The following is a 19,736-nucleotide window of genomic DNA, read 5'->3' as shown; positions in this document are numbered from 1 at the left end:
TCATTTCAGGAGAGACTTATGATTACCATATTTGATACCAGTAAAAGCAATCCTTCGCTTCACAAGATGCATTTTCCGGTTTCCATGCTGGATAATAGAATTGTCCAGACGCTTAAAAATAATGACACCGAGGGATATGCGAAGTTCGTCACCCATGGAGGTGAAGAGCGCGTTGAAATGATCTTGTTTGATAAAGGCAATGGAGCTTTTGGCATCCGCAGGTTTGCTGACCCTGCAAATTCTCAGGGTTTCAAGACTCCAGAGGTCAAGGATGCCCTGCTTAATATAATTGACACCAATCGTGCTGATTTGAAAACTGCGCTTGACCCGGACGATGACAAAAACAGCGCAAAAGACGCCACTCAATCCTCCTCTCATTATGATCCATTGGGTGTCGCACATTTCACTGCCGAGCTACTGAAAGATCAGGAATTTCAAGGGGAGGCGACCTTCGCACACTATGATGAAACGAGAGATACCTATCTCGTTGGTGTCATGGGCAAATTCGACCAGATGCCTGATGGCATTCGCGCCGAGTTGATAGCGTCTAACACGCTTATTCAATCAAAACAGGGTGTCGACACTCTATACTATGACGCTGACAAAATCGGCGGTATGGACAATATTTCTCGCATACACGACTACCAGCTTAGTCCGGAGGCCAATGGGTATCTCAATGATATCAGCCGTGTGAATGCTACGATGGTGGCCGACAGCATTGAAAGTGAGAAAAACTCTTTCGACCAGCAGATGTCGATTGAAAACCCGCCTGATGAGTATCTGAGGCCGGATCATGACGATCACGAATATTCCATGGTCGAGCCGTCCCCTTTGGAGCGGCTTGAGGAACTCCGCTGCGAGATTGAGGCTGACGAGATTGCAGAGGCTGAGTATCACGATATGTCTGTTGAAGACTATCGCACTGCCTATCGTGATGGAGTCTCTTTTTTTGACGAAGAGCTATTGAAAAATGGCATCTCACCGGAAGAATATTGGCGCGAGAATTCCAACGATACCAGTAACTTCGTTGCTACAGAAGTTCCTGACACAGAAAACGCAGTAAACATCACAATGACGACGCCAACACATGTTTTGGCTGACGCTTCACCCGAGGCTTTGGATGAGCTGCACGACACACGGATTCTGATAGATAACCAGGATGGAACAACCACGCTTCAGGTCGAGGTATCTGACAAGGGAAAGGTCATCGAACCCTATGATGTGGAATCCACCTTTCAGAATAGGCTCGGCAATGAGGCGCTTTCTGTCGTCGATCAGATCCATGCTGAATACAAGAGTGGCATCCAGGGGTCGGTAACAGAGTTCGATAACCAGCAGGCAGCGCAATCGGATGCTGTCAGCCAGACACGCGTTGAAAATCATCTCCAGTTTCTGAAACAGGACACCATGAATTCAAAGGGCTGGATCAAACTAGATGTGCCCGAGGAGGTCGCCAGCCAATATTATGAGCGGTACCTGCGTGACAATGGCGTCAATGTATCTGATGGCAAGATGGCAATGCTCGTTTCTCTGGATGACAACGGGCGTCCAAGTTTGAATTCACGTGTTATCGAAAAAGGTTCGTTCGCCGAAGCATTCGAGCAGGACATGTATGCTGTAAACGAGAAAACCATCATGTCTCAGGCGGCTGCCATCCACGAGCAGAAAGAGGCCTCCAAATTGGAGCGTATGCAAAATTCGCTTGGACGAGAGGGCTACGACCTAAGCAGAAATGATAGCGGGAAATACGTTCTGACGGCCAAAGAAGAACATTATCAGCGCCCGGACGGTGTGAAGAGCTTTATGGCAACACCGGGAAATCTGAAGCTTGAAAACCGCGAATTCCAGAACATGACCTCGGTTATCGCTGCAGCGAAAAATGTGCAGACGCAGCGTGCGGAGGATCAGAAATCCGTTCACGATCAGCTCGGCGTCAAGAGTTTTGTCGTGATCGACCAGAAGAAGTTGGAAAACGCTACTGAGGTACTGAAGAAGAATCCGAACCGAGTGGTTGAGACGACGTCTATCACGGGTGACAATGTGAAACTGGCTTACAACAAATCGCAGTTTGAGCTTGTGGCAAAAAGCGGTGGCCAGTCAGTTACGCCAGTTGGAGACAACAGCAGGCAATATCTCGCAGAGGTAAAGTCTGCGCTATCTGAGAAGGGCATTTATTGCCGTCAAGACAAGCACGGCTCTTACGAAGTCGGCCACATGAGCGAAGATAAGCCTCGATATTCGGAAAAATCCGTCGCCCTTGCAGCTAAATCTGCATATCACATGACCCATCAAGTCGATGCTGAAAGAGAAAAACTGACGGCGACAGCAAGACTGACTTCCACACAGGCTATAACTTCGACGTCTTACTGAATTAATATTGATAGCGGATTGAACAGGGCGAGATTACTCGCCCTTTTTCTCGTCGGCTATTGTGACTTTCATGATTTCAATCTTACCATATGCATAACCGCAAAATACTGGATTGTTTAAAGGAGTAATCATGAAGGCAATTGATAAATTGTCTGGTGCCACAACAAGGGCGTCAGGCTTTATAAAGGATCAGATAAAAGATAAGTTTCAGAAACCAAGTGTTGATGAGAATGAGGTCGTCGATCATCTTGAAGAACAAAAGAAGCTACGAGAAGAACTGCTTGCGAGGACTGAAAAGGAAGCTGTCGAGGCACTCGTAAACAAAATCATTCCAAGTGGATACGAGTTCTTCAAAGGGTATGAACGCCTGATTGATATGCTCGTGTCTCGCGGACACATGCAGTTCCAGAAGCTGACAAATTGGGCTCGCTATGAAAATGGCAAGCAGCCTGCACGCCTTATGGCGACGGCTTTGCTTGTCGCAGCTGGTCTCCCGGCCTTATATTTTGCCTCCCCCGTTATTTCATCGGCCGCCCTGTCCTTTCCACGCGTTATCTTCACTGCGCCAGCCTCGTTAATATCGAGCCTTGTTGGTAGCGACGATGAAACTGCGGATGTTGATGACGAAAATTTCTTTGAAGATGAGGCTTTTGAAGGGACAGGTTCAGCTTCCGGCCAAAAACCATTCGACCTCCAGGCGTGGGTCATAAGCCATATCGTCGACTACGACACGGGTGCCACACTGCCTGATGGACAAGTCGGCCATATACGTTGGAAATTCGCCCAAGATACGCCTTTAAAATCCGGCTTCTCAGCTAATGCGGAGGACTTCGACTTTTTTGCTGAAAAAGCGTTGTCTCTTCAGGGGATTGTCGCAGACAATTCTGAAAAAGTAGCGGAACTCAACGAGCGCTTGTCCAAAATCCAGTCTGCTGAGAAAAGCGGTCCAAATTCCACTGAAGTCTGGAATGCCTGGCTCGACGCTAAAAGTCTGACGCTGGATCTCGAAGATGTCGGCCTTCCAATTGTGTCAGTAGCTGATTTCTGGAAATCCGATGGCAATCTTGAAGCGATGGCGAAGACGGGTGTTGTTGCGCACTCGAATTCCGATGGAAACATCATTGCCGCCACTTATGTCGACGGAACCCCAAGTATTAATATCATCGGAGCCGATGGGTGTCAGAATATCTTCGGCCGAGCGCTTGCTGATGAATGCAAGACAATCAAAAAAGACGCCTCGGAGCCGCCTGTGATCCTACAGCAGATGTATGGGGTAATCGACATTGACGGCGGTCAGGAAGCCAATTCAGTAGCCCAGATGATGGTGCCAGATCGTTGGTATCTGAACTTGCCAAAATTTGATCCAAGTAAAGCGACGCTGACGCCCGAAGAATTCAACACGATGACGAAATTCGTGGCGAGAAATGTGTCGGCCTCGACGGGTTACTGGGAGAAATATCAAGGTGCTCTTGATACCGTCACCTGGACTCTCGCATCCGAATTGCAGCTTTGCCCGTCTTCGCACCTCTAAAGGGTCTCTGGAATAGCCCTGAAGTCATTGATGCTATGTCGAAGACAGGTGTCGTTTCAAAGCTTTCAGATAATAGATTTCTGATAGCGGCTTCGGTTGATGGAAAGCCCGCTGCACGCGTGTTGAATGCGTCGGACAATAGCTGTGTGACGGTATTTGGAGAGCCGCAGGATGGCTGCAATTATGGCGACGTGTCTCAAGTTGTTGCAGGCCTTAAGCAGACCTATGCGACTACGGATGAGAAGCCAACATTCAGCGACCTTACTTTCTTTTCCAAGGTGCCGTTCCGTGGCTCATCCGCTTTCAAAAATGCCGATCAATATGTCAGCTTTTTCAACACTGTTTTGACCGACTTTCAGCGCTACGGCGGCCAGACACGTGATGAAGTTTCGAAGTGGAAGAACGGCGCATTCGTTACGCGCCCGGATACTTTCCTGAACAATCCGAAAGCTATCGAGGCCCTGTCGCAGAAGGGCGTCTACATCGCGCCTGAGAATTCGAAAAACCAGTTTCTGCTAGCGGCCTATGTGGACGGAAAACTGCAGCTGGACATCGTCAGGCTTGGTAATCGCCTCAGCTGCCAAACCATTGTTGGTCAGCAGTACGTCAGCGAGTGCAAGAAGGGCGATTTCGGCCCGCAATCAGAATTAATCAAGTCACTGTTTTAAAAGGAGGAATATTACAATGACAGTTATAGATCACGATATCAATGAGCCTTTAAACCAGAAACCGTCTCGTTTCAGGAAGACGCTCGATTATTTCCTCGGCCTCCATCAGGACAAGGTGTCCGAGCAGAACAGCAAGCGTTTCGAAAAATTCTACACGCATGTCGATCAAGTCGCGGCTCGAACCCTTGTTAATCAGGCGGAGGACGGCAAGAAAGCGGTTCGTGCGCCAGAGGACTACTTATTGAACGGCGAACTTGAAAAGTATGCGCAAGCTCGTTTTGGCGATACCGCCCCCTATTTGTGGCTCAATCTGCCAATAAACGCGCTTTCAGTGCCTGTTGTGAACGGCCGTCTCCCAGACGTTAACCGCAGCGCGCCTGGTGAACTGGGCTTCAAAGACTTTCACCAGGCTGATGAAGAGGCCTTGTTCGAAGCTGCAGACCGTGCTGGACGCCAGGCTTGGAAGAAAATGTTTGCCACGACGTCCTCCATTGCCATCATCATGTCGGGGCTCCGTGGGCATTTCTACATTAATACACGCTAAGGGAATTTGAAGTTTTTTGGATTGAAGCGGTTAGCCCGGATTGGCCTGAAGCGTTCGAGGGGTCGGTCAATTTCGTTCCAGAGGTAGTCGCCGGTGAGCGCGATATGCGCCCATGGTAGTGGTGCGACCTGGGAGAGCAGCTCGTCCGGAATGATAATACCCTGACTGCTGATATAATCGACAGCACGGCTGAGATAGACAGTGTTCCACAGGATGATGGCGTTGACGACGAGGTTAAGACCGGACGCGCGGTAAGCCATGGTTTCGGCGACGCGGTTGCGCAATTCGCCGAGCTGGTGGAGGAAGATGGCGCGTGCGAGAGCATGACGGCTTTCACCCTTGTTGAGGATCGCATGCGATCTGCGGCGCAGTTTCGTATCGAGCAGCCAGTCGCAGATGAAGATCGAGCGTTCTATCCGGCCCATTTCGCGCAGGGCCTGGTTCAGCCGGTTTTGTCGCGGCGACGCTGCCAGCTTCTTGAGGATGACGGAAGGCGGCACCAAACCTGCAGCGATCGAAGCCTTCAGCCGCAAGACCTCATCCCAGTGGTGCTCGACGACATCCATGTTGACGGTTCCAGCGATCAGCGCGTCGAGCGGTTCGTAAGCCGGATCGCGATCAATGACAAAGAGCCTGCGATTGCCGAGATTGCGGATACGGGGAATGAGCCTGTAGCCAAAGGCGTGGAACATGGAGAACGTCGTTTCGGTGGCGCCAGCGGTATCGGTTGCGTGCTCATAGATTTCGACGGAGCTTTCGTTGTGAAGGAGGCCGTCGAGAACGTAGGGGGCTTCGCCCTCGGATGCCTGGATCATGCGGGAGAAGAAGGAAGCAAAACGGTTGGACAGGAAGCCATAGATCGACGCCCCCGGTCGCTTGCCGTATTTTGCATTGTAGTCGAGGCTGGCTTCGCCACGCCCGCCAGCCGGAAAGAACTGTCCGTCCGAGGAGGAGATATGGCCGTCACCCCAGATCGCGGCAAAGGGATGGGCCTGCTGCGCATCGACCAGCACGGCGGTCGCCGTGGCGTAGGTTTCCGATCGCATATGCCTGTCCACCATCAGCATCATCTGGTGGATCGTGACGCCGCGTGAGCTTTCCGCCATACGTTCGGCTCCGGCATTGGTGGCGTCGGCAAGGATCGCTGCCATCAGCGCTGCCTCGTCGTTTGCCGTCTCACCGGTACGATAATGCGTGAAGCTGTCGAGGAATTTGGTCCAGCTTTGCACCTCGGCAAGCAGGCTGGTGATCCTGATCCGTGGCACCAGAACATATAGTCGGCGGCTGAGCGCGACGATGCTGTCGCGCTCCTCCTCGCGGATCGGCGAGATCGACAGGCCCTTGTCGGAAATCGCTGCATCCGGAATAGCATTGGCAGCCGCCGCCTTTGCCAGCTCTTTCAGCTTCGCATCGAGCGTGGCGGTCCGTTCTGCTCGCCATTCGGCAAAGCTGTCGGGGAGTGCGAGCCCGAGCCGCCCCTCGGCGCGCATCAGCTCGAAGATCGGCCGAGGCAGAAGATAATCCTCGAAACTGCGCCATGCCCGGCTGCCTTCGACCCAGATGTCACCGGCCCTCAGACGCTCTCGCAGGTGAACGAGGACCGCCACTTCCCAGGCGCGCAGGTCGATATCGGCACTGTTCGGGCGCACGCAGCGTCGCCATTTGCGGGTCAGAAAGGCGAGCGGCACCTGCGCCGGCAATTTCCGGCCGCCATAGAGCGCGCGCAGATGGTCCACTGCTACAAGGATCGGATCATCAGCACGAAACGACCGGAACGAGAACGTGCGGAACATCAGTCTGCCCAGCTTGCGCAACGATTTGTGCCGCTTGATGAGCTCGTCGAATTCGTTACTGCGATCAGGGTGGACGACAGATCTGGCTGCCGCCATGCTGGCGACCAATCCGTCCCAGCCGAGGGAGGCTGCGATCGCCGATGCAAGATCGGTTTTGCTCGCACGAGCGGCCAGAAGCGCCTCGCCGAGCTTGAGATGCTCAAGCGCCACCCCATCAAGAACCTCGGCCTCTTTTAGCCGGCGTTCCGTGCGGCTGATCTCGGCCTTGCGGCGGTTGCTCCCAATCATTTTGCAGAACATGTCGATCGTCAGGTCGGTGATCGACGCCTGTCTCTCGATGACGAAGGCGGCCAGCGTGGCGTAGCGACGTTCGGATGTCAGGCGTCGTATCTCCCGGGCATGCAGAATGCGTGCATCCCTGGCGATGATGCCGTAGCGATTGGCATGGATCGTCTTGCGACGGTCGTCGGGAATGGCGGCTGAGCGCAATACCTCGAGGCGGGCGATCAAGCCTTTGAGGTTCTTCAGCTTCGCCCCTTCAGGTGCTTCCGCAATCCAGCCAAGGTGGCTCCGATCGCCGGCCCGCTCAGCGAGGAGCTGATCAAGCGCCTCGATCGAAGGCTGCTCCAGATCCCGGATCAATTCGCGATAGGCTTGTCGACGCGCCGCCGCCCGGCCGGCCAGTGCCAGACGGATCAGCAGCTCCGGCATAGGAACGAGCAACTTTCGTTCCTTCAAGGCTTCGATCACGGCCTTGGCGATCGGCGCACCTTGTTCAGTGGCCGCCGCCTCGCGTGCCGCCGCCGTTATCAACTCGCGATAGTCACTCGTCCGGACAGGCTGAAGCTCCAGTGCAGAGACGATCTCGCGCGCGTGTTCCCGGCGCGTTTCGTCGCGCTGGGCGTAGAACTCGAACACTGCAGGGTCGATGCCCAGCTGGTCGGCGACAACAGAGACAACCGCCTGAGGTGGAACTTCGCCTATTCGCAGCAGACGGCCCAGATCACGCACCAGTGCGAGTTGGATCGCAAAGCCAAGCCGATTATGCGACCGGCGATGCTCCTTGACGAAGACAATATCCTCGGAAGTCAGTGCATAGCGCGCTTGCGCATCTTCATAAGCTTCGGGTGGTTCGAATAAAACGGCACGCGATTGCTCATCGAGAAACGCCATCAGCCACGGTCACTCGTCAAACTACGGTTTCGGGCGTGCCGGTCTTGCCGGGGCCTGTCCATCCAGTCCGCTTCAACGTGTCGATCAAGGTCGAGCGCGCCACCTTGAACGTCCGGCACACGGACGCCTTGCTGGCGCCAGCTTCCAAAGCAGCTAGAACCTGCTCGACCTTTTCCGCATCGATCGTTGGAGGTCTCCCGCCCTTACGGCCACGTCGGCGAGCCGCCGCCAGGCCGGCATTGACCCGCTCGGTGATCAGCACTCTCTCGTATTCTGCAAGCGAGCCGAACAGGTTGAACAGAAACGCGCCGTGCGAATTCGTGGTGTCGATCGCCTCCGTGAGAGATCGGAAGGCGACACCACGTTCCTTCAAATCCTCGACGATGCGGATCAAGTGGGAGAGTGACCGGCCTAACCGATCTATCTTCCAGACGACCAGGACATCGCCTTCGCGCAATTCGCCGAGGCATGCCTTCAGACCCGGCCGGTCATCACGCGCTCCGGAAGCGCGATCCTGATGGAGATGGCGCTCATCGACCCCGGCCGCGAGCAGGGCATCGCGCTGCAAGGCAACCGACTGGCGCTCGTCACTACTCGATACCCGCATGTAACCGATCAACATGTGCGACAAACCTCAAATCAGGTGTTGCCGCACAGCCTAACATTCCGACAGGGTTTGTCGCGCAAAAAATGGCCCTATTGCGTGGCTCTCGATTTCAGAAGACAATCAGTGGAGATCAAAAGAGGATTTCAGTAGAGGTGCGCTTCTTCTTTTTGAGGAGCTTTTCACCGTCTGAACGCAGCTCGCCCTTCGGCCCGACGAACCGGTAGAGGGTCTGTCGTGTAATCCCGAGTTCGGTGCACAGGTCACCGACCTTCGTTTCCGGCTTTCCCATGGAGGCTTGCGCGAGACGTAGCTTGGCTGGCGTCATCTTGAATGGCCGGCCTCCATTGCGGCCGCGAGCCCGGGCCGATTCCAGACCGGCCTTCGTTCTCTCGACAATCAGCGCCCGCTCAAATTCCGCCAGGCCGGCGAAGATCGCAAATACCAGTCGACCGTTGGCGGTCGTGGTGTCGATCGACGCACCTTCACCAGCCAGTACCTTGAGGCCGATGTTCCGCTTTGTCAGATCGTCCACGAGGTTGACGAGGTGGCGGAGATCGCGGCCCAGACGATCGAGCTTCCACACGACAAGGGTATCCCCGGCGCGCAGCGCCTTGAGGCAGGCCGCGAGGCCGGGGCGGTCGTCCTTCCGCCCAGACGCGGCGTCTTCATAGATATTATCGACATGCACGCCGGCTTTGGTGAGCGCATCGCGCTGAAGGTGGTGGACCTGACTGCCGTCGGTTTTGGAGACGCGGGCATAGCCGAGAAGGGTTGTCACATAAACACTCGTATTTATTACAATTCGGTTCGCCACTCCAGGCTCGGGCTCATTCTGTCACATAACCCGTATTTTTGTCTATGCACTGTAAAGGTGATCTGATTTGTTTTTATTACATTCACGGCGCGGGCTGTGCGGTGATCACCGGGATGCCAAGATCGCGCAGATAAAAATCGACCCCATCGATCTGCGAGGCCGGCAATCTCCAGATCATCATCTGCCGAAGCTTGTAGGCTTGAAGTGGGCTGCGTTTCGCTTCGTCGACGGCCGCTGCCCACAGTCTTTCCCAGTCGGTGGCCGCGTCAGTCTGCACCTCGGCCCGGGGTGGCAGGGAAGGCAAGTCCCGGTCGGGCAGCGCAGGCGGCGGGTCAAAGACGGTCGACACAGACCAATGCCTGACGTTGGAGTGCCGGGTATCGAGATCACCCTGCAGCAGTCGTTTGACGGTCGCCGCCGCAACGGCAAAAACGGTTTCGCGTTGCTGCACTGACATGTCCTCAAAAATGCGGCCCATGCCGAGCCCTTCGTGCAGAGACATTCCGGCAAGCCGCCACGCAGCGCTCATGATGTGTTTCACGCCAACCAGGGTGTATTGGGGACGGATCAGATCATCGATGAGGGTGCGAAGCGCTCTTATCCACACAGCCGCGCTGATCTCTCGGCCATGCGGCAGCAACAGACTGACTTCGGTCACGGCCTCAAGCGTCAATCCGTCAAGCGCCACGATATCCGCCGCCGCCGCGCGGCGCGGCGTGTAGGCATAAAGATCATCGCGCCTGACGCTCGGCAAGAAGAACCCGGTTTCCAGCATTTCATGATGGACGGGGCAGCATGTCATCCAACCAGCCCGCCAGAATATCCGCCGATATGGAGCGATGTCTTGCGCGACGCACTGCCGGCAGATGGGCGGTTGTTCGCGGATCTCTCGCGATATCCAGGGCAGCCATCGATCCTCATCGAGCAGGAACACGGGGCGGCGGAATCGGTCCTGAACACGCGCGAAGGCAGGAAACTGGCTGACATAGGTTTTGAACAAGCCCTGTCCTGGCGTCAGGCTATCGAGCAGAAGCGGCACATAGCCCGCCAACGTCATCGAGCGAACTTTGCTCGTCGCTATTCCCGTCCGCTCGGCGATTGTCATCAGCAGATCGGCCGGAGGGGAAAGGTCGATCTCCCGGTCAGACAGGCGGCTGTAGCCGAAGGCCCGCTCCATAAAGGTCGAGGACGGAAGGCCGTAGGCATCGGCCATTCGATCGATCCATGACGAAAGCGCTTCATGTGGCAGGGGGCGCGGATGGACCGGCAGTCGTTTCATCACCCGGGAACGAGCTGCCGCTCAATGCTGATCCGGCGTTCCACCGGGCCTTTGTATTCTGCAATGCCGAGCGTGTGCTCGTTTATCGAATCTTCGCCGGTTTCGATCGCTGCGATCGCCGCTGCCCGCAGAAGCGTCAGCATCTCGCCGATCGTGCCGCCGGTCCTCGTCAAAAGCTGCTTGATCACATCGGGGCGCAACAGGTCAGGCGAGGATCGCTTCAACGGCAGGGACGCCGCAAAGCTCATGAGCAATTTCGCGGTTTCGGATCCCGGTTCCCATAGAGGAAGGATGATCGGCTCGAACCGGTTTTCCAGCTGAGGATCGGTGCGAATAGCGAGATAAGCTTCTTGCGTGCCCACGCCGACCAGGGGAATTCGAAGGACATTGCCGAGATAGCGCAACAGATTGAGAAACTCCCGCCGCGCCGATGCTGACCCCGCCAGCATGTTGTGAAGCTCGTCGATCACCAGCACACGGGTGTTCACCGCACGGAGAACCCGCAGCGCCATCTGCTCCAGATCGTGGCCGCGAACACCGCCACCACTACGTGGTCCGGGCGCGCCGACTTCGGCAAGAAGGGCAGCATAGAACCGGCTGATGGTGGGGTTGGTCGGCATCTGCACGACCACAACCGGCAGGGTCTCCGCGTCGGTATCTTGTCCCGGAGACGGCGTGTGATCGCGCCGGAATTTTTCGACCACCATGCTCTTGCCGTTGTTGGTGGGGCTGAGCAGCAATGCGTTTGGTGGACGCAATTGGCCAGGCCCGTAACGCAGAAGATATTCGAACCTTCGCAGTGCCTCCTGCGCCCGGTCATAACCGATCCACCATTGAGCGCCGGCCAGAAGTTCGAGCCGTGTGGCGTCATCATCCGCTATTGTATCGACCAGTCGGCCGGGCAAAATGTCTTCTGTTCCTGTCACCATCGTGTCGCCGGATATAGCGCGGACACGACGATTGGCGGATCGGCGCTGTCCTCCCGCTCTTTTTGCTCGTGTTCAATCAAGGAGCGACCGGTCGCGGCAATCCGGGCGAGCTTACGACGAGCCGACCGTGTTCTTGCAGCGGCTATCCGGGCCAGCTCGCGTTGCGCCGCAACCGCGCGAAAAATGGAATCTTCATCGACCTGGGATCTTCCATCGGCTTTCAACCAGGCGATGGCTTGCCGGTGCTCGAACAAAGTGATGCTCGGACGGCCGAGCCGGGCGCATGGCACCTCGACGTAGAACTCGCCAACAGGGTCGAGCGCGAAGATTCGCGATAAATCGCGTGGGTCACGCCGGATCATCAGGGGTCCAAGACGATCCCGTTCAGCGATCCATGGATGCAGGGCATTGCAGAAGTAGCTGATATGATCGATCCGGAAACCTTCACGGGTGACGCGGCGACGCAGAACGGGCAGGAAGTCGACCAGGAATGCCTGGATCTGAGTGATGGCGCGGGGCGCTCCTGTTGTCGATACGCCGTGCCGCCATCGTACGATTGGAGGCTCGAAGAGGCCGCCGTGTACATCGCCGTGATAGCGACCGACGATCGCCAAAGTCATCCATTGCTCGAGCTCGGCCAGCGTCATGCAAGCCTGGCCGTCGCTGTCATACTCGCCGCGCTCGGCCGGGTTAGAGAACGTCGTCCCGGCAACCTCATGGATCATCTCCATCAAAGTGCCGATCAGGCGCTCGACAATTCCTCCGTAATGAGGTGTCGCCACCGGGCGATAGTTCAGGGCGATCCCATGCTGTTCGCAACCGCGCGTAAGGGCTTCCGAGTGGAATTCCGCGGCATTGTCGACATAGAGCCCACCGGGAGCGCCCGAAACAGGCCAGGCATGCCCTTCGATTCCAAGGCTCTGCAGATAGGAATCCTTGGGAATTGCCGCATGCGCGATGCAAAGGCCGACGCTGGTGGCTGACGGCGGATCGAGCGACAGCAAAAATCCTGCCACACAGCGGCTGTAAACATCGATCGCGACGGTGAGATAAGGACGGCCGAGCGGCTTGCGGTAGGTTTCGTCAACAAGAATGATGTCGACCGGCGTGTGGTCGATCTGCAATATCGCCATCGGCCCCGGGCTTTCCGGCGTCTGCCCTGCCGCTGCCTTCAGGCGCCGGGCAGCCTTGCTCTTGACGCCGCCCTGTCTGCGTCGGGCGGCTTCATCAGTTCTGATTGCCCGAATTCTCGACCGGATTGTATTCGCCGACGGTGCTACGACGCCTGCTTTTGCGCATCTCTCCCGCACAGTTCGGACGACGGCTTCGGCGCGCTTCTTCTGCCGCGTCAGGAATTCGTCCCTGATCGCCTCGGCAATGATCGTCTCCGCAATATGCGGCAGTCGTCCCTTGCCCTTGCCGCCGGAGGGCGGCTTTGGGGCCAGCGCGCTGAGAAGCCCTCCGGACTGTCGGTATCGGCGAATGAGGGAGTACACCGTCCGCTCAGTCAGCCCGAGATCCGCGCCAGCCTGCCTGGCGAGATAAGCCGGTGCTTTAGGCTGCTCCGCCAATGGCCCGATGACACTGGCGCGCCGTTTGGCCTCTGCCCATGCAGCATCGGATAATCCCAGAACGCCATGCTCAGGGATCAGAGAAGGTTCAGGTGCTGGCTGCTGAACAGGACTTCTGGTCGACATGCCGACCACTGAACACCACTATTGGTAAAAATCCCGTTCACTGAAAGCGACTTCTGAAAAATTTGGCGACGGGCGCGCCGCTAACCTTCTGAAAAAGCAACTTCCTCACTGAAGCCGTCTTCTGAAATCGACAGTGGCCAGTTTGCCCCGCGATCACGGTGAGCGGAAATCATGTGTTTCCCGTCACCTGCAAAATGATCTTAGCGTGTATTAATGTAGAAATGACCACAGAGCCCCATGTCGGTCGCAGTGATCTCCAAAAATTTCAACTGGCCGTCATATACAGAAATCCAATTTGGTATGTACTTGGATCCTATTGTCAGGGCCTACGGGGAAGCGATGAATTTCACTGCATTCCTGGTTAAACTGGCAATGGAAGGCGGTCATGCAGCTATTTCAGGCCTCATCACAGCCGTTGGAGGCATCGGTGTTGCTTTTCTGGCATCAAATTTGGCTCAGAAGATCGCGTTCACGAATGCGATAAATGAAATGCTGCCGCGCCTTAAACGCGACTTGACGGAAAAATACTCGCAGCCGACAAGACAGGGTCGTTATCTCTATAAAAATAATACCGTCGATTATCTCAATCAGATCGAGAACTACACTCGCATGGCTTACCAGCTGGTAGGTCGCCTTAAAAACCAGCCTTTTGTCGGCATCGGCAAATCAACTGGACGCCTGGAGGAACGTGGAAAACCATTTGCTCCACGTGCTGGCGTCATCGTTGGGCCAGATTTTGAAGGGCTCCGACAGCATATGCTGGTGATGGGCTTCACAGGCTCCCGAAAGACAACACTAGGCATAACACCGATATCCATTGAATTCCTTAAGTCAGCTCAGAAGACTGGTCAGAAGGCAGGCATTATCGTTTTTGACGGCAAAGGCATTTTGGCGACCTCAATTCGAGCAGCAATGCCGAAAGAGCTACGCGGCACATACATCACTTATTCGACGCAGGATGGCGGGGTAGGACTTGATCTTTTGAAGCATCTGACGCCGCCGCAAATTGGTCAGGTCTTCGTTGGACAAGCTTTCAAGAGAGCTGGTGGAAAAGACGTCGGTGGCAAGTGGATCAACGGTGCGGGATCCAACGTTCAGCAAGCTGCTGAAATCCTTAGATATGCCGCTGCCCATCCTCAATTTCTTAAGGAAATCTGGGGTGCACGTGAGTACACATACTACTCACTACTTGGAATTCTGGCTTTAGCAACAGAAGACCTGCTGCGTGATACCGTTGTCCGCCGCATTCTGGAAGTTGCACAGCAAGACCCAACCGTCTTCCCATCTGATGTGATTGAGTCCGCTCGCGGGCTTGAGAAACTTGGTTCGCTCGCACCTGAAACAAAGACGTCTTATACATCGAATATTCAGGACGTCATTGGTATCATTGCTGGTACGGGTAATCTGGCAAGACGTTTCGCATCCGGTGAAATTAAAGGGGAAACATTTCAGTCAATCGATTGTATCTTCAACGGCGGTATGGTCGGCGTCGCGATTTCGCCAGCTGATGAGCAAGAAGGTGGCCTCCTGATTGCCAATCTCATCAAAACCATTGTTTACACAATGGCTCAGCAGCGTGACTCAGCTTCTTCCCGCGCTCGCGAGGAACTTCTTCGCATCGATGACTACGTAAATGGAATGTTTGGCGAACTTCAGGAAACGTACAAGAAACTGACGCAGGTCAAGAATTTACTGCGGAAACCAGAGACTCGGGATCAAGCCAATACACTTATGAATTCGATGTATCCAGCAAGTGAAATCACAGGTGACTGGGATACCCTTAAGCTGAATGTGTTTGAATACATTGTTGAGGAGAAGATAACCGCTGTTAAGATCGATAGTGCGAGGTATACCAAGGATATCCGTCGTCACGGCCTTGAATTGCAGAAAGCCAAATTGGAAGAGCAAAAGCTTCGTGATCAGTATTTATCTGAAGGGAAAGACCCGACTTCCATAGAAAAAGCTACTACACCACATATCGATGCATTGATCAAAACACGTGATCAGACGCAGGAAAGCTCGCTATTATGTGTGATTGATGAATTCCATGCTTATGCAACAAGTGAAGGTGGTATAACTGCTGATACTTTCTTCTTATCTATTGCGCGCTCAACTGGTACAACTGTTTTCGCAGCTGTTCAGACTATTGATGCCCTGACTCATGCAATTGGTGAAACGGCAACAAATACTCTGCTATCGAACTTCGTCAATAAGCTTTTCTTCAAGACCAACAACGAGGCTAGCAAGAAGTACGCACAAGAACAGAGCGGTATGGGTATTTATGACCGCATGTGGGTACCAAATGCGTGGTCGACGTTCCCGGCGCTTATAAACGAACTAGGCATTTCGAAGCCAAAGTTAATGTTTAATCGTTTCAAGCGCGGATTGTTTGGTTCGCTAAATCTCAAAGGCGGAATTGTTTCGAATAACAGTATTGCGACACCTTTCAATGACTTTGATCTCGGATATCGCGATCAGGTTGACGCTGCTCAACATGAGGACAACGAGGCAGGGGCTCTGAATGAGACTCATAATCGTAATGTTTCGCGAATGGACTACATCGAGAAGGCTGATAAGGAATTCACCGAGAAGCCTTATATGACCGCTGATGAGATTGGCAATCTGGGACAGAACCATGCCTTCGCGATCTGGTTGCGTGGCGGTCGAGTTATGATGGAAGAACTCGATATGACGATGCATTCTTCATAAACCGAACCTTCGTCGGCGCAGTATATACTTGTCTATTGCGCCGACAACATCAAGAATTCATAATTGCAATAAGCCGCAGATATTAAAAAGGAGATATTTAATGGCATTAAAACTTAGACCATCCCAAACTGTTGCAGAAGCCGAAGTCGAATTAGCCACACAGGAAGCCCTTGCGGCTGATATTCGTCGTGCCGAAACCGCTCACTCCGCTGTCGTGGAAAGTGATCAGCAGTTGTCTGATGACAGTATCATTGAAGACGATCTGTCGCTGGAAGAGCTTGAGCAGGTACAGGCAAATCTTGAAGCTGAGATGAAAGAAACGGCAGCGCAAAATGCGGCACTTGACGCCAAGCGTGAGCAGATACAGCGCACCAACGATTTGAGAACTGAAGGCATCCGTATTTCCAATATGGAACGCCAGATGGCTCAGGAGGCGCAGGCAAGTCTTGCAAAAGCTGAAGACGAACTGCGCCAGCGACGTCTGGATCATAATCTTAATCCGACCCCATTCAAGGATTTGGAATCCAACAGGCAGCTTATTGAATCCATTCGTCAAAAAGAGAACAGGCCACTCTCAAGCGAACAGCGGAAACAGCTCCAGGCAAATATGAAAACGGCTTTTGCAGAGGTCGATAATCGCATCGTTGACTATAGGAATGCCAATTTCGCATCTGTGATCAAGCCTGGTGCCACCAAGGTTTTCAACAAGGATGTCGGTAAGACCATCGATAGGGCCGACAAGGTTTCGGCTTTCATCATAATCCGTCAGATGCAGGCACGTCAGAGCCATATCCAGAATCTGCATAATGAACGTTTAAATGAACTGAAATCGAAAGCCGATGAAGCACGCAAATTCGACCGTGAAGATCAGGCTTCATATTATGAGAAGCGCATTGCTTACGAGGAACTCTGCTACGAACGCGATACGGCTCATGATGTTTTAGCCAAATACGAGCATATAGACGGCAGGTCTGATTCAGATCGTTGCAAAGAGCAGCTTGAGGACATCAAACAGCTCGAAGCACAGGCCGATGCCATGCAGCGTGATCTGGAATCGATGAAAGAATACGAGGTCGCTCTCGAACAGCCGCGCGTTGTCGAAGTTGCCGATCATGATCTCGAAGCTGCTGATGCGGAAGCTGACAAGGCTTTCTCGGACATCGAATACGCAATCAGCAAAGATGAAGCCGACCAACACGATCAGGCATACGAAGCTGTCATGACAGCCGATGCCGACCGTGATGAGGACGATCCATATCTGGCCGAGGCTCGTGCCGAACAAGCTTGGGAGGAGCGCACCAGACAATTACAAGACGACGAGCACCCGATTGATGACGATGACTACCTGGAAGCCGAATTCCGCGCTGAGCAGGCTCTTGAAGAACACATCCGCAAGCTTGAATCCGATGCTGAAGAGGAGGATCATGATGAGGTCGATCCTGACAACCTGAAGGACACGGATGACCGCTTTCAGGAAGAGTTGGACTCTAACGTCGAGACTGAGGAAGCGCATGATCTGACTTACGATGTGCATGGTCGCATGGTTGAGGAGCCTGTCGCGGTGGAAGTCGATGCCGAGATGGAAAATGTCGGCGTGGATGTTGCTAAATTGGAATCCGACGTCGCCATTGATGATGAAATTCAGGCCGAAGATATTCAGACCGAAGACGAAATCGATGCCATGGAAATGGACGTCGAAGAGCCTGAAATTGAAGCTGACCTTGAAGAACCAGAAATCGATGATGAACAGCCTGAGATCGACGTTGACGAACCCGAGATCGAGCTGGAAGCCGATGTCGCTGAAATTGAAGACGATATCGAAATTCAGGAACCTGATGTCGACGTAGAGGAACCCGAAGTCGAGCTGGAAAAGCCTGACGTCGATACCGAAGAAACGGAAATCGAGACTGAAGCAGAGGCAGCCGTCGAAGTTGAAACCGAACAGCCAGATCATGACATCAAGACTGCTGAGGTAGATGCCTCCAGACCTGCATCTGAAATTGAGGATACGAGTGCTGCCAGCGATGTTGACGATTTAAATCGCCAGGCTGAATCTGAGGCATCGGCCATCGATGACAGGATTACGTCTGATTTTAAGCAGGCATCAGTCAGCGCGGATCAGGAATACGAGCAAGCCACGGAATCTGGTGACATTGATGCGATCCTGGAGGCTGAGGATAGGAAGATGGCAATCAACCAGGAATTCAACGATTACATGAATGATCGTAAGGAATTCGACGGCCAGATGTCGGCAGTTCGTGAAGCGGCGGCCGACTACGCCAAAGCGGAAACCAGTGAGGACAAGACGAAGGCCGCTGATAAATATGCTGAAGCCCATGATCAGGCACAGGCAACCGTTTCCAAAGCTAAGGCTGGCGATAAGAGCTACTCGGACACCATGGAACTACAATTCAATGCCGAGGTGGCAGACCAGATGGCAGCGATCCGCAAGTCGGAACCCGATGCTGAAATGACGGGCATCGAGAGGGCTGTTGAAGAGAGACAATCTGAGGGTCATTCCGTCCGCGTGACAATGCAAGACGTCGAAGAAACCAAGGCTATTGCCGCCCATTCACAGTCTCAGGTAGCTCACCAGGCTGATAGGCCATCGGCGGCTAGCTGATATATTGGTGCCTTGCGCCGACAAGTGGTAACAACTATAATTATGCTAAATTGCATATTATGCCATTTGTTAAAGGAGATAGGCACATGAAATTATTGAAGATAGCAACACTAATATTAATGGCATCGGCGGTCAGTGTATCGTCGGTGCCAAGTGCATTTGCTGGAGGTGGTGGTTGCGCCATTGGTGGAGCCATGGGAGCCATAGCAGGATCGTTTGTTGGCGGTAACGCACGCAAGTTCGCTCAAATCGGGGGCGGTCTTGTCGGTTGTGGTGCTGGTCATGTCATTCAAAATAAATCCAAGCAGAAGTCTGCAGAGTCAAAAGCGAAACAGAAGGCTCCGGCATCACGCAATAATGGCAAGGCAACGTCGGTTGCGAAGTCGAATACAGGTAAAGCGGGAGCCGTCGCAGGTGCGGCCGTTGTCGCAAACCAAGCTGTTAAACCTGTCGCCGATCCATCTATCCTGACTGCGCAGGAGCACTTGGTAGCTCTCGGATACAATCAAGTTGGAAAGCCTGACGGTTTTGTAGGCAAGGCGACTTCTGCTGCTGTTGTCGCATTCCAGAAAGACAAAGGACTTCCTGAAACCGGTGCTTTGGACGCCACAATGATCGCGTTGATCGCTCAGGCGGCGACAAAGGATGAGTCCGGTAGTCAATTGGCGTTGAAGCCTGTTGATGCGGGGATCGAGAAGGAGATAGGCAAGACTTCTGTCAGCGAAGTGACTGAGACGGCAAATGCTAGCGTTGAAGACATTGAATCAGATGAAATGTCGCACGAAGAATACGTGGAGGCAGAACGAGCTGCTGGGCCGATTGTCGACGAAGTAGAGCCTGAGATCGCACCTGTTGAGAAATCGGTGCCGTCAAGCCAGACCTCGGTAGCATCTATAACAACGACTACGACCAATCCGAAAGACAAATCGCCAACTGCACCAATTGAAGCGAAAGCCGAAGTCGGTTCACATGTTGACGACAGTTTCTAAGGAGGGACGC

Annotated in this window: 13 protein-coding genes; 7 read left to right on the top strand and 6 right to left on the bottom strand. The window is 53.9% G+C overall.

The genetic code is table 11. From position 1 onward, the window contains the following. Positions 1–18: 18 nt before the first annotated feature. The 4 genes from ABDF71_RS25005 (at position 19) to ABDF71_RS24990 (ending at position 5,113) form a co-directional block, all read left to right on the top strand. Entirely contained in the window at positions 19–2,370 is a 2,352-nt protein-coding gene (locus ABDF71_RS25005) for a hypothetical protein (RefSeq protein ID WP_500061883.1), read from the top strand. Between the two features lie 130 nt (positions 2,371–2,500). Continuing rightward, positions 2,501–3,901 (top strand): hypothetical protein, encoded by a 1,401-nt coding sequence (locus ABDF71_RS25000; RefSeq protein ID WP_500061882.1) that lies wholly within the window; start codon positions 2,501–2,503, stop codon positions 3,899–3,901. A gap of 35 nt (positions 3,902–3,936) precedes the next feature. Then, the gene (locus tag ABDF71_RS24995; RefSeq protein WP_500061881.1) at positions 3,937–4,569 is read left to right on the top strand and encodes a hypothetical protein; all 633 of its coding nucleotides are present in this window, start codon (positions 3,937–3,939) and stop codon (positions 4,567–4,569) included. Between the two features lie 16 nt (positions 4,570–4,585). Beyond that, positions 4,586–5,113 carry a hypothetical protein gene (locus ABDF71_RS24990; protein WP_500061880.1) on the top strand — a complete coding sequence of 176 codons (528 nt, stop codon included), beginning with the start codon at positions 4,586–4,588 and terminating at the stop codon, positions 5,111–5,113. Here ABDF71_RS24990 and ABDF71_RS24985 read toward each other — a convergent pair. From ABDF71_RS24985 to ABDF71_RS24960, 6 genes are all read right to left on the bottom strand, one after another. Further along, positions 5,110–8,079: a Tn3 family transposase gene (locus ABDF71_RS24985; RefSeq protein WP_500061879.1), complete on the bottom strand. Its 2,970-nt coding sequence runs from the start codon at positions 8,077–8,079 to the stop codon at positions 5,110–5,112. The genes ABDF71_RS24990 and ABDF71_RS24985 overlap by 4 nt on opposite strands. Positions 8,080–8,095: 16 nt before the next feature. Next, positions 8,096–8,701, bottom strand: coding sequence for a recombinase family protein (locus ABDF71_RS24980; protein WP_003501158.1), 606 nt, complete (start codon positions 8,699–8,701; stop codon positions 8,096–8,098). Between the two features lie 115 nt (positions 8,702–8,816). Then, the gene (locus ABDF71_RS24975) at positions 8,817–9,464 is read right to left on the bottom strand and encodes a recombinase family protein (RefSeq protein ID WP_500061878.1); all 648 of its coding nucleotides are present in this window, start codon (positions 9,462–9,464) and stop codon (positions 8,817–8,819) included. A 118-nt stretch (positions 9,465–9,582) separates the two neighbouring features. Beyond that, positions 9,583–10,779 (bottom strand): TniQ family protein, encoded by a 1,197-nt coding sequence (locus ABDF71_RS24970; protein ID WP_500061979.1) that lies wholly within the window; start codon positions 10,777–10,779, stop codon positions 9,583–9,585. Next, positions 10,779–11,708, bottom strand: a complete 930-nt coding sequence (locus ABDF71_RS24965; protein ID WP_500061877.1) for a TniB family NTP-binding protein — start codon at positions 11,706–11,708, stop codon at positions 10,779–10,781. The genes ABDF71_RS24970 and ABDF71_RS24965 overlap by 1 nt, the downstream gene beginning before the upstream one ends. Then, the gene (locus tag ABDF71_RS24960; RefSeq protein WP_500061876.1) at positions 11,702–13,405 is read right to left on the bottom strand and encodes a transposase; all 1,704 of its coding nucleotides are present in this window, start codon (positions 13,403–13,405) and stop codon (positions 11,702–11,704) included. The genes ABDF71_RS24965 and ABDF71_RS24960 overlap by 7 nt, the downstream gene beginning before the upstream one ends. 237 nt (positions 13,406–13,642) lie before the next feature. Between ABDF71_RS24960 and ABDF71_RS24955 the strand changes: the two genes are divergently transcribed. From ABDF71_RS24955 to ABDF71_RS24945, 3 genes are all read left to right on the top strand, one after another. After that, complete coding sequence (locus ABDF71_RS24955) at positions 13,643–16,114, top strand: type IV secretion system DNA-binding domain-containing protein (RefSeq protein ID WP_500061875.1); 2,472 nt, start codon at positions 13,643–13,645, stop codon at positions 16,112–16,114. Positions 16,115–16,142: 28 nt separating this feature from the next. After that, the gene (locus ABDF71_RS24950; RefSeq protein WP_500061874.1) at positions 16,143–18,737 is read left to right on the top strand and encodes a coiled-coil domain-containing protein; all 2,595 of its coding nucleotides are present in this window, start codon (positions 16,143–16,145) and stop codon (positions 18,735–18,737) included. A gap of 86 nt (positions 18,738–18,823) precedes the next feature. Next, complete coding sequence (locus ABDF71_RS24945) at positions 18,824–19,726, top strand: peptidoglycan-binding domain-containing protein (protein ID WP_500061873.1); 903 nt, start codon at positions 18,824–18,826, stop codon at positions 19,724–19,726. Positions 19,727–19,736 lie beyond the last annotated feature (10 nt).

Source organism: Ochrobactrum sp. WV_118_8, assembly GCF_039631535.1.
Classification (GTDB): Bacteria; Pseudomonadota; Alphaproteobacteria; order Rhizobiales; family Rhizobiaceae; genus Brucella; species Brucella anthropi.
Note: the sequence above shows the minus strand (reverse complement) of the source record. Positions and strands in the feature narration are given on the sequence as shown.